The 14,099-nt window shown below is 37.2% G+C and carries 11 protein-coding genes; 5 read left to right on the top strand and 6 right to left on the bottom strand.

Annotation, left to right across the window (positions count from 1 at the left end; genetic code table 11):
- The first annotated feature begins 280 nt into the window (after window positions 1-280).
- Both IW15_RS10190 and IW15_RS10185 read left to right on the top strand, forming a co-directional pair.
- Window positions 281-1,228 (top strand): DUF4349 domain-containing protein, encoded by a 948-nt coding sequence (locus IW15_RS10190; protein WP_034711034.1) that lies wholly within the window; start codon window positions 281-283, stop codon window positions 1,226-1,228.
- A 120-nt stretch (window positions 1,229-1,348) separates the two neighbouring features.
- Entirely contained in the window at window positions 1,349-2,380 is a 1,032-nt protein-coding gene (locus IW15_RS10185) for a cupin domain-containing protein (protein WP_034711033.1), read from the top strand.
- A gap of 84 nt (window positions 2,381-2,464) precedes the next feature.
- Here the strand turns inward: IW15_RS10185 and IW15_RS10180 are convergent, their stop codons facing one another.
- Both IW15_RS10180 and IW15_RS10175 read right to left on the bottom strand, forming a co-directional pair.
- Window positions 2,465-2,830, bottom strand: coding sequence for a hypothetical protein (locus IW15_RS10180; RefSeq protein ID WP_034711032.1), 366 nt, complete (start codon window positions 2,828-2,830; stop codon window positions 2,465-2,467).
- Between the two features lie 22 nt (window positions 2,831-2,852).
- Window positions 2,853-3,992, bottom strand: a complete 1,140-nt coding sequence (locus IW15_RS10175; RefSeq protein ID WP_034711031.1) for an acyl-CoA dehydrogenase — start codon at window positions 3,990-3,992, stop codon at window positions 2,853-2,855.
- A gap of 145 nt (window positions 3,993-4,137) precedes the next feature.
- On the opposite strand from IW15_RS10175, the gene IW15_RS10170 reads away from it, so the two are divergent.
- Complete coding sequence (locus IW15_RS10170; RefSeq protein ID WP_034711030.1) at window positions 4,138-5,916, top strand: AMP-dependent synthetase/ligase; 1,779 nt, start codon at window positions 4,138-4,140, stop codon at window positions 5,914-5,916.
- A gap of 148 nt (window positions 5,917-6,064) precedes the next feature.
- On the opposite strand, the gene IW15_RS10165 is transcribed toward IW15_RS10170, so the two are convergent.
- Together IW15_RS10165 and IW15_RS10160 are read right to left on the bottom strand one after the other, a co-directional pair.
- Window positions 6,065-6,841: a zinc ribbon domain-containing protein gene (locus IW15_RS10165; protein ID WP_034711029.1), complete on the bottom strand. Its 777-nt coding sequence runs from the start codon at window positions 6,839-6,841 to the stop codon at window positions 6,065-6,067.
- Between the two features lie 2 nt (window positions 6,842-6,843).
- Window positions 6,844-7,941, bottom strand: coding sequence for a Nif3-like dinuclear metal center hexameric protein (locus tag IW15_RS10160; RefSeq protein WP_034711028.1), 1,098 nt, complete (start codon window positions 7,939-7,941; stop codon window positions 6,844-6,846).
- 61 nt (window positions 7,942-8,002) lie between these two features.
- Here IW15_RS10160 and IW15_RS10155 point away from each other — a divergent pair, with 61 nt between their 5' ends.
- Together IW15_RS10155 and IW15_RS22770 are read left to right on the top strand one after the other, a co-directional pair.
- A complete protein-coding gene (locus IW15_RS10155) occupies window positions 8,003-8,830 on the top strand; it encodes an ion transporter (RefSeq protein ID WP_034711027.1) in 828 nt (275 codons plus the stop codon).
- A gap of 43 nt (window positions 8,831-8,873) precedes the next feature.
- On the top strand, window positions 8,874-9,032 hold the full coding sequence (locus IW15_RS22770) for a hypothetical protein (protein ID WP_165585178.1): 159 nt from the start codon (window positions 8,874-8,876) through the stop codon (window positions 9,030-9,032).
- 173 nt (window positions 9,033-9,205) lie between these two features.
- On the opposite strand, the gene IW15_RS22000 is transcribed toward IW15_RS22770, so the two are convergent.
- Both IW15_RS22000 and IW15_RS10145 read right to left on the bottom strand, forming a co-directional pair.
- Window positions 9,206-11,170, bottom strand: coding sequence for a T9SS type A sorting domain-containing protein (locus tag IW15_RS22000; RefSeq protein WP_084681405.1), 1,965 nt, complete (start codon window positions 11,168-11,170; stop codon window positions 9,206-9,208).
- Window positions 11,171-11,295: 125 nt separating this feature from the next.
- Window positions 11,296-14,010: a fibronectin type III domain-containing protein gene (locus IW15_RS10145; protein WP_084681404.1), complete on the bottom strand. Its 2,715-nt coding sequence runs from the start codon at window positions 14,008-14,010 to the stop codon at window positions 11,296-11,298.
- Window positions 14,011-14,099 lie beyond the last annotated feature (89 nt).

Raw genomic sequence — 14,099 nt, 5'->3', positions numbered from 1 at the left:
ATCAACAAGTGTTTATCATCTCATTATTAAAAATGAAAACAAAAATATACATATTTCATTATAAAAATCTTAAAAAGCAAAGGTAAATATTATTATATTTCTAACGAATATTTTCTTTTAACATTTTTAACATTTAACTGTTTTTTTTGTAAAACTCTTGTAATAAATTTACAATCAGTTGATTTTCAAAATAATAAAAATTTACCAAAATCATACATTTCTTTTACAAGCATTACAAGAACTTCCCCCCTAATTTTACTTCATCAAAAAAATTAATGTTATGAAAAAGATCATATTACTGATTGCCGTATCGAGTACTTTTATCATGTGTAAAAAAAGTGAAGCAGTACAATCTCAAATGGAAAACGCTGCAGACAGTGCTGTATCCGAAACCATTAATTCTGTCCAGGCGAATGCAGACAAAGTTTTAGATTCTGCAAATATCAAAATAAAGGATTTTGAAAATGCTAAGGGTGAAATACAGCAGAACATTGAAAATACATCAAAAATCGTAGATTCTTTATCCACCAAAATTGCTTCTACAAAACTGGAATCAAAAATAGAGAAAAAAGATTCTTCAGAAAAGAAGCGTGAAAAAATAGTTGTTAATGTTCCTGCTCCCAAAGTGATTAAAGAGACCAAAATCATTTATAAAGATTCACCCAAAAATGACAGCTATGAGCTTAGTGCTCCTAAAAACAAAATGGTAAAAAACGGCTATATTTCTATAACAGCCGACAATGCTGAAACGGTAAAAGAAATAATCAAAGAAGAGGCTGCAAAAAACAACGCTTATATTAAAAGTGAACAACTATCCTACACTACTCCTGAACCTGTAAAGAACACCCCTCCATCCTATCCTGAAGACCATCAGAAAGTATATGATCTCCAGATTAAAGTGCCTATACAGAATTTTGAAGGTTTAATGAATTCCTTAAGTTCAAGTATCAGCGATATTGAGAGTAAAAATATAGAAGTTACCGGAACTCAATATGTAGACAATACGATCTGTACGGTGGCCGTTACGCTTATTGATACTACAGAATCCAACCAGAAGCCTGATACTTTTGGCGGGAAATCTTTAGCCGCAATTTCATCCGGCTGGAATGTCATCACTTCCATCTTTCTTTTCATCCTTCCGCTGTGGCCTTTATTTTTAATTGCCGGAATCGGATATTATCTCTACAATAAGAAAAACAAAAACCTTCCTGACAATAACTCTAAATAAATTTCTAAATCCATCATTTTCTGATGGATTTTTTTAATAATATTTTAATGAAATTCATAGATCAAACTGGTATCTTCTTCTTACATTTACGATAACATCAACTTTATAAGCAGAATAATCATGAGCAAAGAACTTCCAAATTTCAAATATCAGCTTGAGAAAAAAGAACCCAGATTGGGTCCGGGAGGTATTACAAGAGGGGTATCTGTTAAAGAATTTGATGCTTCAAAAAATCTTGCAGGCGTAAGTATGCATCTGGATCCCGGAGCGATCCGTGAACTTCACTGGCATGCCAACGCTTCAGAATGGGGATATGTGGTAAAAGGACAGATGAGAACTACAGTGATCGATCCGGAAGGAAATGTATCGGTAGATATTTTTAATCCAGGTGATGTATGGTATTTCCCGAGAGGTTACGGACATGTTCTTCAGTGCATCAGCAGCAAAAGTTGTCATTTCATTTTAATATTTGATAACGGGGATTTTTCAGAAGATCATACTTTCAGTATTACTGATTTTATCTCCAGTGTTCCGGTGAATATTGCTGCTCAAAATTTGGGAATTACTGAGGATGAGGTGAAGAAATTATATCAGGGAGAAGCCTATTTTGCGCAGTGTGAGCTTCCGGACATCCATTCCGGTCTTGCTTCTGCAAGAAATGCTGTTTCATTGGTGTCTACCCACCGTTATCCTCTGGGAGCCCAACAGCCTATTGTTATTCCTGGTGGCGGACTTCAGCGCGTGGTTACCCAGAAAGAATTCAATATCGCCAGAACCATTACAGGAAGTATTTTTGAAATTGAACCCGGAGGCCTGAGAGAGATGCACTGGCATCCCAATGCCGATGAATGGCAATATTACCTTCAGGGAAATGCAGAAATGGGAGTATTCCTGGCGGAAGGGCAATTCGTAAAAGATGAGTTTGAAAAAGGTGATGTAGGATACGTTCCAATGGGAGCGGGACATTACATCAAAAATATAGGAACTGAAAAACTGATCGTTTTGTTGGGCTTTAATAATGGCCTGTATGAAGCCATAGATCTCTGCAGCTGGATCAGCGGAAATCCAAAAGACATCCTGAAAGGTAATTTTGGGGTAGGAAATGAGATTATTGACCAATTCCCGGATTCAGATCAGTTAATTATAAAATAATTCAGAGAAAATAGGATACTTATCTTATTTAAGTTTGTGGTTCGTGAAGATAAAAGGCTCTCAAAAATTGAGAGCCTTTTATTATTATTTCATATTCACTACTTTATCTACGATGTACTTCGTATTTCCTCTCCAGGGAAGTGTCCCTTTATATTCCTTATAATGAAGATCAAAGCTTTTTCCGCTGTTTGCCTCCAACTGTTTGAAAACTTCAGGGTCTGATACTGAGAATTCAAATTCATAACTCGTAATAGTACCGGTATTTCCTTTTCCAAATCCTTCCTGAATGATTTTTCCTTCATAGGTTTTGAAAACATAGCCTTTTTTAATGGCATAATTCAGGTAACCTGATTTTACTCCTTCTCCGAAAACAAAGAAGAATTTATACCATACCAATACGCCTATCAGTAATATCACTGTACCGAGGACGATCCACCAAGATTTTTTCATAAGTAGTCTGTGTTTATAATATTTATTTTGCGATACTTCTCGAGATCACAATTCTCTGGATCTCAGAAGTTCCTTCGTAAATCTGAGTGATTTTTGCATCCCTCATCATTCTTTCTACGTGGTATTCTTTCACGTATCCGTATCCACCGTGGATCTGCACTGCTTCAATCGTAGTATCCATTGCTACCTGAGAAGCATATAATTTTGCCATCGCACCGCTTTCAGAGATATCTTTTCCAGCATCTTTTTCACAGGCAGCTTTGAAGCAAAGCATTCTTGCCGCTGTAATCTGAGTTGCCATATCTGCCAATTTAAAAGCAATTGCCTGATGGTTGATAATTTCAGTTTTGAAAGCTTTTCTTGTTTTAGCATATTTAAGCGCCAATTCATAGGCTCCGGAAGCAATTCCTAATGCCTGAGAAGCGATTCCGATTCTACCACCGTTCAATACAGCCATAGCAAAGTTGAATCCGAAACCGTCTTCACCAATTCTATTTTCTTTAGGTACTTTTACGTTATTAAAAATCAAAGAATGCGTATCACTTCCTCTGATTCCCAATTTATCTTCTTTTACCCCTACTTCAAAACCTTCCCATCCTCTTTCTACGATAAATGCGTTAATTCCTTTATGCTTTTTCTCAGGATCGGTTTGTGCAATAACCACATAATAAGATGCAGTTCCACCATTGGTGATCCAGTTTTTAATTCCGTTTAAAAGATAATAGTCTCCTTTATCTTCTGCTGTTGTCTTTTGAGACGTCGCATCAGAACCCGCTTCCGGCTCAGACAAAGCAAATGCCCCGATTACCTGGCCGCTTGCCAAAGGAGTAAGGTATTTCACTTTCTGCTCTTCAGAGGCAAATTTTTCAAGACCGGCACATACCAATGAATTGTTTACAGACATTACAACCGCTGCAGAAGCATCCACTTTTGCAATCTCCTCCATAGCCAAAACATAAGAGATACTGTCCATACCAGCACCGCCGTATTTAGGGTCTACCATCATTCCCAAAAGGCCCATTTCCCCCATTTTCTTTACTTGTTCAGTAGGAAATTTCTGGTCACGGTCTCTTTCTATTACTCCCGGTAATAGCTCGTTTTGTGCAAAATCCCTAGCTGCCTGCTGAATCATCAGCTGCTCTTCCGATAAATTAAAGTCCATAAAAAATAATAATTAGATAGCCGTAAATTTACACTTTTTAAGGAAATGTGAAAAAATAATTGCTGTTTGAAAATTATAAATAGATTTATGGTATTTTCACAAAAATGCTTATATTTAGAATTGTTTAAAAATTACTTAAAAAATCATGACGATAAAGAGATTATTCGATATACCACACCACGCTTTGGAAAAATTTCCTAAAACTGATATGTTCGTAACGAAATATCAAGGGGAATGGAAAAAAACTTCTACTCAAGAGTTTATTAATGAAGCCAATAAGATCTCAAGAGGACTTTTGAAACTGGGCATAAAACCTGGTGATAAAATTGCTTTGATAACCACCAATTCCCGTACAGAATGGGCCATTATGGACCTCGGCCTTTCCCAAATCGGAGTGGTATCAGTACCTGTATATCCTAATATTTCTCCGGAAGATTATGAATTCATTTTTTCTAATGCCGAAATAAAATATTGCTTCGTTTCAGACAAAGATCTGCTGAACAAAGTGATGAAAGTAAAGCATAATATTCATTCTCTGCAGGGAGTTTTCACTTTCGACACAATTAGCGGAGCTGCCAACTGGAGAGAAATCCTGGACCTTGGTGAGGATGATTCTACCCAGATTGAGGTAGATGATCTTTCCAATGCCATCAATTCTGAAGACCTGGCCACCATCATCTATACTTCGGGAACCACAGGCAAGCCCAAAGGCGTTATGCTTACCCATCATAATATTGTTTCTAATGTACTGGGGTCTATTCCGAGAATTCCCAAGAAAAAGAGCCTCGATTATAAGGATACGAGAGTATTGAGCTTTCTTCCTATCTGTCATATTTTTGAAAGGATGCTTTTTTACCTTTTTCAGTATAACGGTTTCTCGATTTATTTTGCCGAAAGCATTGATAAAATGGGAGACAACGTAAAAGAAGTAAAGCCACATTATATGAGTGTGGTGCCAAGACTGGTAGAGAAGGTATATGATAAGATCTACAATACAGGTTCTTCTGCGGGAGGCCTGAAATCTAAAATATTCTTCTGGGCTTTAAACCTGCTTACTAAGAAGAAAGAAATTTCCAAACCGTCAGGGTTACAGGGAATTATTGCTGATAAACTGGTATTTTCCAAGTGGAGAGAAGGGTTAGGCGGTGAAATCATTACTTTGGTTTCCGGCTCTGCGGCTTTATCTACAAGACTCAACCTGATGTTTCAAAATGCAGGAATCCCTATTCTGGAAGGATATGGTTTAACAGAAACTTCTCCGGTAATTTCTGTCAACAGTTTTGAAAAAATGAAAATCGGAACGGTAGGATTGCCATTGGATAATTTAAAAGTAAAAATCCAGGAGGATGGTGAAATTACGGTGAAAGGTCCTTCTATTTTCAAAGGATATTTCAAAAATGATGAAATGACGAAAGAAGCGTTTACCGAAGATGGATTTTTCCGTACGGGAGACATCGGGCACATCGATAGCGAAGGCTTTTTACAGATCACCGACCGTAAAAAAGAAATGTTCAAAACATCGGGAGGAAAATATATTGCTCCTCAGACTATTGAAAATTTAGCTAAGGCATCCAAGTTCATAGAGCAGATCATGGTGGTAGGTGACGGTGAAAAAATGCCGTGCGCTCTCGTGCAGCCTGATTTTGAATTTGCGAAAAGCTGGGCAATGAGAAATAATATGAATATCGGATCTACCCCACAGGAAATTGCGAAAAGTCCTGAATTAAAGGATAGAATCGAGAAAGAACTGGCGGGTATCAATGAACACCTTGGAAACTGGGAACAGATCAAAAAGATTGAACTGACCCCTGAAATATGGAGTATCGACGCAGGTCTCCTGACTCCTACTTTAAAGCTTAAAAGAAAAGCGATAAAAGAAAAATTTATTGATCTGTACGATAAAATGTACGATCATCACGCATAACAATGAAAGCTGCTTCTTGTGAAGCAGCTTTTTTTATTTTCTTTCACTGAATGATATGTGAAGCATTACGGCTCCGAATAGACTAAATATTACAAAAAAAGCTGTTTCAAAATTTGAAACAGCTTTTATATTGTTGTGAAACCAGTAATTAGAATTTAATTACCGTTCTCATTCTTTCGTTTTCTTCAATAACCAATTCGTCATCAACAAGAATTTTTCCTGAATGTTCATCAATGATGATTTTCTTTCTCTGAGCGATTTCCATTTGCTTTTGCGGTGGAATTGTGAAGAATGAACCTTTTGGAGCACCTCTTTCCAATCCTACTACTGCTAAACCATTGATAGAACTCGTTCTGATTCTGTTATAAGAAGCTAATAATCTCTCATCAATCTTACCTGCATATTCTTTAGACTGTTCTATCAGGTAATCTTCTTCTTTTTGAGTTTCAGATACAAGACCTTCCAATTCTTCTTTTTTGAATTTCAAGTGATTTTTAAGATCGTTGATCTTTGCATTCAATTCACTTAATGTTTCATTTTTGTGAGCAATTTTAGCTCCGAATTCTTTGATTCTTTTTTCAGCAAGCTGAATTTCTAAATCCTGGAATTCAACTTCTTTTCCTAATGCTTCAAACTCTTTATTGTTTCGTACGTTATCTTGTTGAGACTTATATTTTTCAATTAAGGTTTTCGCATGGTTGATTACTTCATGCTTTGTTTTTATCTGATCGTCCTGATCTTTGATATCCGCATGAAATTTTTCAGCTCTTTTTTCAAGCCCTTCAATCTCGATTTCAAGATCTTCAACTTCAATCGGCAATTCTCCTCTTGTATTTCGGATTTCATCCAATCTTGAATCTATGATCTGTAAATCGTATAAAGCTCTTAATTTCTCTTCAACTGAAATATCGGTGGTTTTTGCCATATCTAAAGGAAATAATTTACTGGGTTTGTTTTTTCGTGAGATTTTGAGATTGCAAATGTACTAAATTTTTGTGACAAAATTTCAAATAATTGTTGGGTGACAAATTGTTCTGATTCATAATGTCCTATATCGCAAATCAGCATTTTTGATTCTGCCAGATAGTAATCATGGTATTTAATATCTCCCGTAAGGTAGGCATCGCATTTTTTTGAGAGGGCAGATTTTATAGCGCTCGCTCCCGAACCGCCCAAAACTCCTACTCTTTTAATTTTTTTATGGTTAAAAGCAGAATGCCTGATGACTTTAAGGTTAAATTTTTCTTTCACCATCTTCAGAAAATCTTTTTCATCCATTGCTTCTTCAAATTCCCCGTACATTCCCAATCCTGAATATTGATTTTCGTTATCCAATGCATAGATCTGATGGGCAACTTCTTCATATGGGTGGGCCGCTTTCATTGCAGCAACGATTCTTCCCTGCTTGTAGCCTTCAAAAATGACAGAAATCATATCTTCATCAGCGTTTTCACGGATATCCTGCTGCCCGGAAAAAGGATTTGAACCTTCTATCGGTTTAAAAGTACCACTTCCTCCAACGGTGAAGCTGCATTCGTCATAAAAACCAATATTTCCTGCTCCCGCAGCGAAAAGGGCTTCTTTTACCTGTTGGCTATGATCTTTGGGCACGAAAACACTTAATTGTTTTAAATTATTTTTTTTGGGTTGAAGAATATTCAGCTCTTTTAACCCCAGATGATTGCAGATTCCGGCATTGACTCCAAAAAAATCATTATCGAAAGCCGTATGAATCGCATAAATAGCAATTTTATTTTCTATAGCCTTCAAAACAGCTCTTTCAACGTAGTTTTTTCCTGTGAGAGATTTTAATCCTGAAAATATGATGGGATGAAAACATACAATAAGGTTTAATTTTTTATCTACGGCCTCATTTACAACATTCTCCAAAGCATCATGACAAATTAAAATCCCACTGACTTCGCGGGAAGGAATTCCACACAACAGACCTACATTGTCAAAATCTTCTGCCTGCTGTAACGGAATGCGCTTTTCTATTTCTGAAATTACTTCGCTTATTGTCATTTTATTATGTATGTTTGCCACGAAAATAAGGATAAATTTATTAATTTAAAAACAATTACCCATGGAAAGAGAACACCATCTGGTTCCTGAAGACGCCTTATGGAAAAGATTTCTTTACAGAATCATCTATCGCTCGGACACGAAGCTAGGCAAGCTGTTTGACATCATTTTATTATCCTTAATTCTGGTGAGCACTTTGATCATTATGATGGAAAGTGTGCCTAAACTGGACAAAAGATTTCATATTACCTTTATCATTCTAGAGTGGATCATTTCCCTGTTTTTCTCTGCGGAATATCTGATGCGTATCACGGTGATAAAGAACAGAAAAAATTATATTTTCAGTTTTTTCGGGATCATTGATTTCTTAGCTTTGGTTCCTTTTTATCTCAGTTTTTTCTTTCCGATTACAAAATATTTCCTGATTTTCAGAATGCTGAGAATGTTGAGGATTTTCAGAATCTTTAACCTGCTCGATTTTATGAATGATGGCTACCTCATCGTAAGAGCTTTAAAGAACAGTTCCAGAAAAATATATATTTTCCTTTTATTTTTAATCATCTTCTCCGTCATTGTAGGATCTTTAATGTTTATGGTGGAAGGCGGAAGACAGGGATTTGAAACGATACCGCAGGCTATTTACTGGGCGGTGGTTACTGTAACGACTGTCGGCTATGGAGATGTATCCCCGATTACACCGATGGGTAAGTTTTTCGCCGTTATTTTAATGCTGGCCGGATATTCTATTATCGCGGTTCCTACCGGAATTGTAACAGCAGAAATGAGGAACAAAAGACAGAACCTGGAAAAAGTCTGTGAGCGTTGCGGTAATGAAGATATTGACGATGATGCGCGGTATTGCAAACAGTGTGGCAAGAAATTAGCTTAATAGTATTTATTAATGTAATCTGTTAACCAAATATCACGAAATCATGGAAACAAGTAAGAAAAACAAACCAAATGCTTTAGTTATTATTCTCTTTTCTCTAGTTGTATTAATGATCATCATTTATTTTATATTAGCGATGTTCTTTCCAACAGTTTTTGAGCATATGAGTACAGGAGATATACAGCCTGTACCCAATAAATAATACTTTACAGACAGACTATAACAAAGGTGACCTATGGCCACCTTTTTCTATTTAATTCCTGATCGATTCATTATTTATTTTTCATGTAACAACAACCTCATCATTTTCTGATATTTTTTTGCACAAAAAAGGCGGATACGAATATCCACCTTTCTATTTTACTAATTATATGATTACTTCTTAATTATTTTAATGCCTTGCTTAGATCCGTCTTTCATGGTCAGCATCACAATATACACTCCTGATTTCAGTTCACCTACCTGAATAGCTGAACCTGGATTATCAACAGTTTTTACGATCCTTCCTGAAAAATCAGAAATGGCTACTGATTTCACTTTCGATGTATCTGAAATATTCAGAATGTCTGCCGCCGGATTCGGATACAGTCTTATTTTATTTTTCACTTGAGAAGCTTCTGAAACGGCAAGTGTTTCTTTACTGATATTGATGGTAAAAGGCCATTCCATTTCATCGTACACACCGCTATAATAGCCAACATTCACATAATATACTGTTCCGGCAATGGTAGGTACAGAAATAGTTTCTGTGCCGCCTTGTCCTTCGTCATCCATGGTATCTTCACATGCCAAGATATTACAGTTACCACTATATACTCCAATTTTTGGATCAAAAATACTTCCTGAAGGCATTGTTACGGTAATATCAAATGTAGTTCCGTCTCCTGTAAATGTAAACCATGTTCCGTCATTCATAGCACTAGGACAAGCCGTAATAAATCCGTTATTATTGGTAGATCCGCCTGCATCAGATTGTGTATAGGTATAAGGAAATACGGATGCTGATAACGCCCCTGAGCAGACATCATTAGCAGGAGGCGGAGGTATCGTTCCTACACATATATTAAAGCTTTGAGCTGCTCCAGCATCATCATAGCTATATAATCTCACATAATAAGTCTGTCCCGGAGTAAGCCCTGTAACGATACCGGTTTCGGAACTTTCACATAAAATGCTTGAAAGTCCTGTGCATCCTCCGCTAAATACCTGGAATTCTATATCAGTCGTATCAAGAGATCCTACAGAAAGCACATTGCTAAGAGAAATAATATGAACCGCAGATGTTGCAGTAAATTTATACCAGACATCATCGTCAGGATTACCATAACAAGGATCAGGAATCAAGCCTGAATCGCTGGCACCCAAAGTATATCCGGCCATTGTGCTGCCACAATTCATATCAGGATTTACCGTTAGCTCAATGGCACTTGTACAATCATCATTGGAAGGTGGCGGCGGAATCGTTTTAAAGATTGTTTCATAACATCCTGCAGACTCTCCTCCAGGCCCTACTGAAACCACCTTAAGATAAAATGTAGTATTAAGAGCAAGAGGTGTAGAAGGCGTGAAACTTGGTGTAGAAACAGATTGCTGGTTAACGATATTAGTTCCACCCGGTGTGGTCCCTATAGATACTTTATAGCTCGCAGCCCCTTGTGGTGCATACCAGGTAATTGCCGGTAACTGCGGAATGAATGTTGAATTATTTCCCGGATAAGAAACTGTAGGGCACGCTGGTGCAGCGTTTGCCGTAAGTCCTAAGAGGGTCACCACCGATTTGTAATCATTCAGATTTCCTGCAGGAGGATTTAGCGGGTTCGGATTTGTATTGTCATTTTTAAAAGAAATTGAGGATGACGGCATAGCATCATATACATAAAATACATCGTCATAATCATTCGAATCATAGCCCGGCGCATTTTCTTCAGCTGCTATAACCAAGTTTTGAGTATTGTTATAAGGAAACGGTACCGCAAAAGTAACTTCCACTACTCCATTGGTATTGGTTACTGTTCCCGAATACACCTGAGTCAGCTGATTCACTGGAACCCAATCTGTATCAGAGGTAAAGTTGGTTTTTGAAGTATGTCCTACATATACAACCCAATCCGAAGAGTTGCTGATAGACATTGATGGGTCCATATAGAATTTAAGGCCTGTAATATTACCTGCTGCATTAGCATTAATTTCCTGTTTGGTGAAAATCTGCTGTACATAGGAGTATCCGTAATAGGTACTTATCGGGGCCTCCCCAACATTTGTACTGCCCGTTCCCAAGTCTATTTGGGCATTGAGCATCATGCTTATCATGAATAGGCATGAGAGTAAAAGTTTTTTCATAAATTATATATTTTAGCGTAATTTGAATTACTAAATTAGCAATAAGTATTATATTATTCATGAAAAATAAAAAAAATAGCGGCCTTATGGGCCGCTATCTTAAATAAATATGATAAACATTGAGTTTATTTCTTAATTGCTTTGATGGTTTGTTTAGAACCGTCTTTCATATTTAATGTCACTAAATACATTCCTGAATTCAAGTCTCCTAGTTGAAGAGCAGAGGCAGGATTTTCAATAGTTTTCACCAATCTTCCAGCAATATCCGTTACTGATATTGATTTTACTTTAGAAATATCAGAGATATTCAATACATCCGTGAATGGATTAGGATATACCTTCAGGGCGTCTTTCGCCTTTGTTTCTGAAGTCGCCAATGCAGATTTTAGTTGATAACTTACATCATCAATAAGGATACTATAGGCATTTGCTCCTCCTGTATGTCTGAATACAAGCTTATTAACTCCTGCCGGAACCCCTGTGATATCCAGTGAGTAATTATCAACTGTTGTTACACTTGTAGATGTATAAGATCCTAAAGCCACAAAAGAAGAAGTATCTGCAGGATTAGTTAAGTATCCGATCTCAACGGTACCTCCTGCTGTAAAATTAGCTCTTGCTTTAAATTTAAGAGTATAATTACCCGTCTGTAATGTAGAGATTTCAGGTGTGGCAGCCATTCCTGTTCCGGTGGCTGAACCGTCATTATAGATATACATTGCATTTGGAGATGATATTGCAGTACTTGCATACACTCTTGCATACGTAGAATTTGTTCCGATACTGCTCCAGCATCCCGGTAAATTCCCGGCAGAAAGAATGGTAGTAGAATCAAAGTTCTCATTAAAGTTGACTACCGCACTACATGCTGTCATAAATGTTCCGGCAATTGACCATGCACTCTTATCATTAGCATTACAGTTTGATCTTACCCATACATAATAAGTAGTAGATGGAGATAATCCCTGCAGCATTGTTGAAAGTCCTGTAATCCCCGTAGCACTTGGTGTTGTAGCATTCGTAGGTGCAGTATTGGTTGTACTGTAATAAACTTCATATCCATTGCCTGGAGCTGAAGCCGGAGCTGTCCAAGCTATATTTGCTGTTGCCGTTGTAATATTAGAAGCGGTTACTGCTGTAGGTTCTATACATGTTGGAGCGAATTGTAATTTGAAATCATCAACTCCTAAATACCAAGGAGAGCCTGTAGATGAAACATTCAAGCCAAAGTAATAATTACCTGTTGCAGCCGGAGTATAGATTACGCTATACTTAGTATAAGCAGCCGTACCTTGAGTTGAAGTAATAAATGTACCGATTGAAGTTGCTCCTGTAACAGAAGGAGTAGTATTTACCTGAACATCTCCTGAGAATCCAATATATGAACTGGAAGTTCCATTCGTATTATAATAGAAAGAGAATTCATAGGCTGTTCCTGCAGTTAACGTAAATCCAGGAGTCCAAAGCTGACTTGCCGCGGTATTACTGTACGGAATTGTCATATAATTAGGCGCCGATTTAGGTGCATTATAGGTCGTTGAGGAAGCATTCATAGAGGTCCAGCTATTTGTTCCAGCTACTGAAGCCCAGCAAGTCGGAACAATTCCAGAGCCGATCGTGTTCATCGTATCAAAATTCTCAGTCCATGGGAATGTAGAAATGGTACTGTTACATAACGTTGTAAAACTTCTTTCTGAACAGCTTGCAGAAGTATTATTTGGAGTATAAGCGTTTATTGTATAATAATATTTTGTAGTTGGTGATAATGGAGTAGTTAATGTATAGGAAGTTACATTTCCAAGGTCAGCATTATTCACTATATCAGTTCCTCCTGTAGTTGTACCGATAGATAATCTATATCCGGTAGCATCCGTAACTGCACCCCAAGTAAATGTTGGTAAAAGAGCGACACCCGATGCGTTAGCTGAAGGAGCCGTTACTGAAGGGCAGCCAATATTTTTAGTAGTAAAAGTCGATTGATTACAGCTGCTTGACGAGCCGTTGGTATTGTAAGAATTTAACGTAAAATAATACTGCTTACCATATAACAACGGTGTGCTCAGCGTATAAGTAGTCACATTTCCTAAATCCAGGTTATTTATCACATCCGTTCCTCCTGAGGTTGTACCGACAGATAATCTATAACCTGTAGCTCCTGTAACCGCTCCCCAGGTAATAGCTGGAGTTACAGATACTCCTGTTGCAGCATTAGAAGGTGCAGTAGCTATAGGACAAGCAGGTAAAAGACTTGCATTTAATCCCACAAAAGTAACATTAGATTTTCTTGCTGTTCTGCCTGTAGCGGTTGGCGGAGCAGAAGGATCAGGGTTGGTAGTATCATTAGCATAATAAATACTCGTATTCGAAGTAGATGCATACGAATAAAAATTTCCACTTGAGCCCAAGTCGTATCCGGTCTTATTTTCATCAACTGCAACAACAAGATTATTGATATTGTCATAACTGAAAGGCGTTGTAAAAGTAATTTCTACAACTCCTGCATTGTTTGTCACAGATCCTGTGTAAACCTGAGTAAGAGATGATACAGGAATCCAGTCTGTAGAGGAGCTAAAACTGGTTTTTGTTGTTGTTCCCAAATACACTGTCCAGTCATTAGAATTAGTCAAAACAACTGAAGATGCACAGTAAAATTTAAGTCCTGTAATATTTCCCGCAGCGTTTGCATTGATTTCAGATTTGGGAAATATTTGCTGAGAGTAGGTATAACCATAATATGGATACACCGGGTAGTAGCTTGTGGTGGTTCCACTACCTAACGTTATTTGTGCTGATATGCCTATTCCAAGCAGTACCAAACACGCGAGTAGAAATTTTTTCATACTTAGTAAAAATTAAATTAGGAGGTAAAATTAAATAATTAATTCATTATAAATCAGAAAATATTATAAATTTTTACGATGTACAAAAC

Source organism: Chryseobacterium soli, assembly GCF_000737705.1.
Lineage (GTDB): Bacteria > Bacteroidota > Bacteroidia > Flavobacteriales > Weeksellaceae > Chryseobacterium > Chryseobacterium soli.
This window is presented reverse-complemented; position numbering and strand designations above follow the sequence as displayed.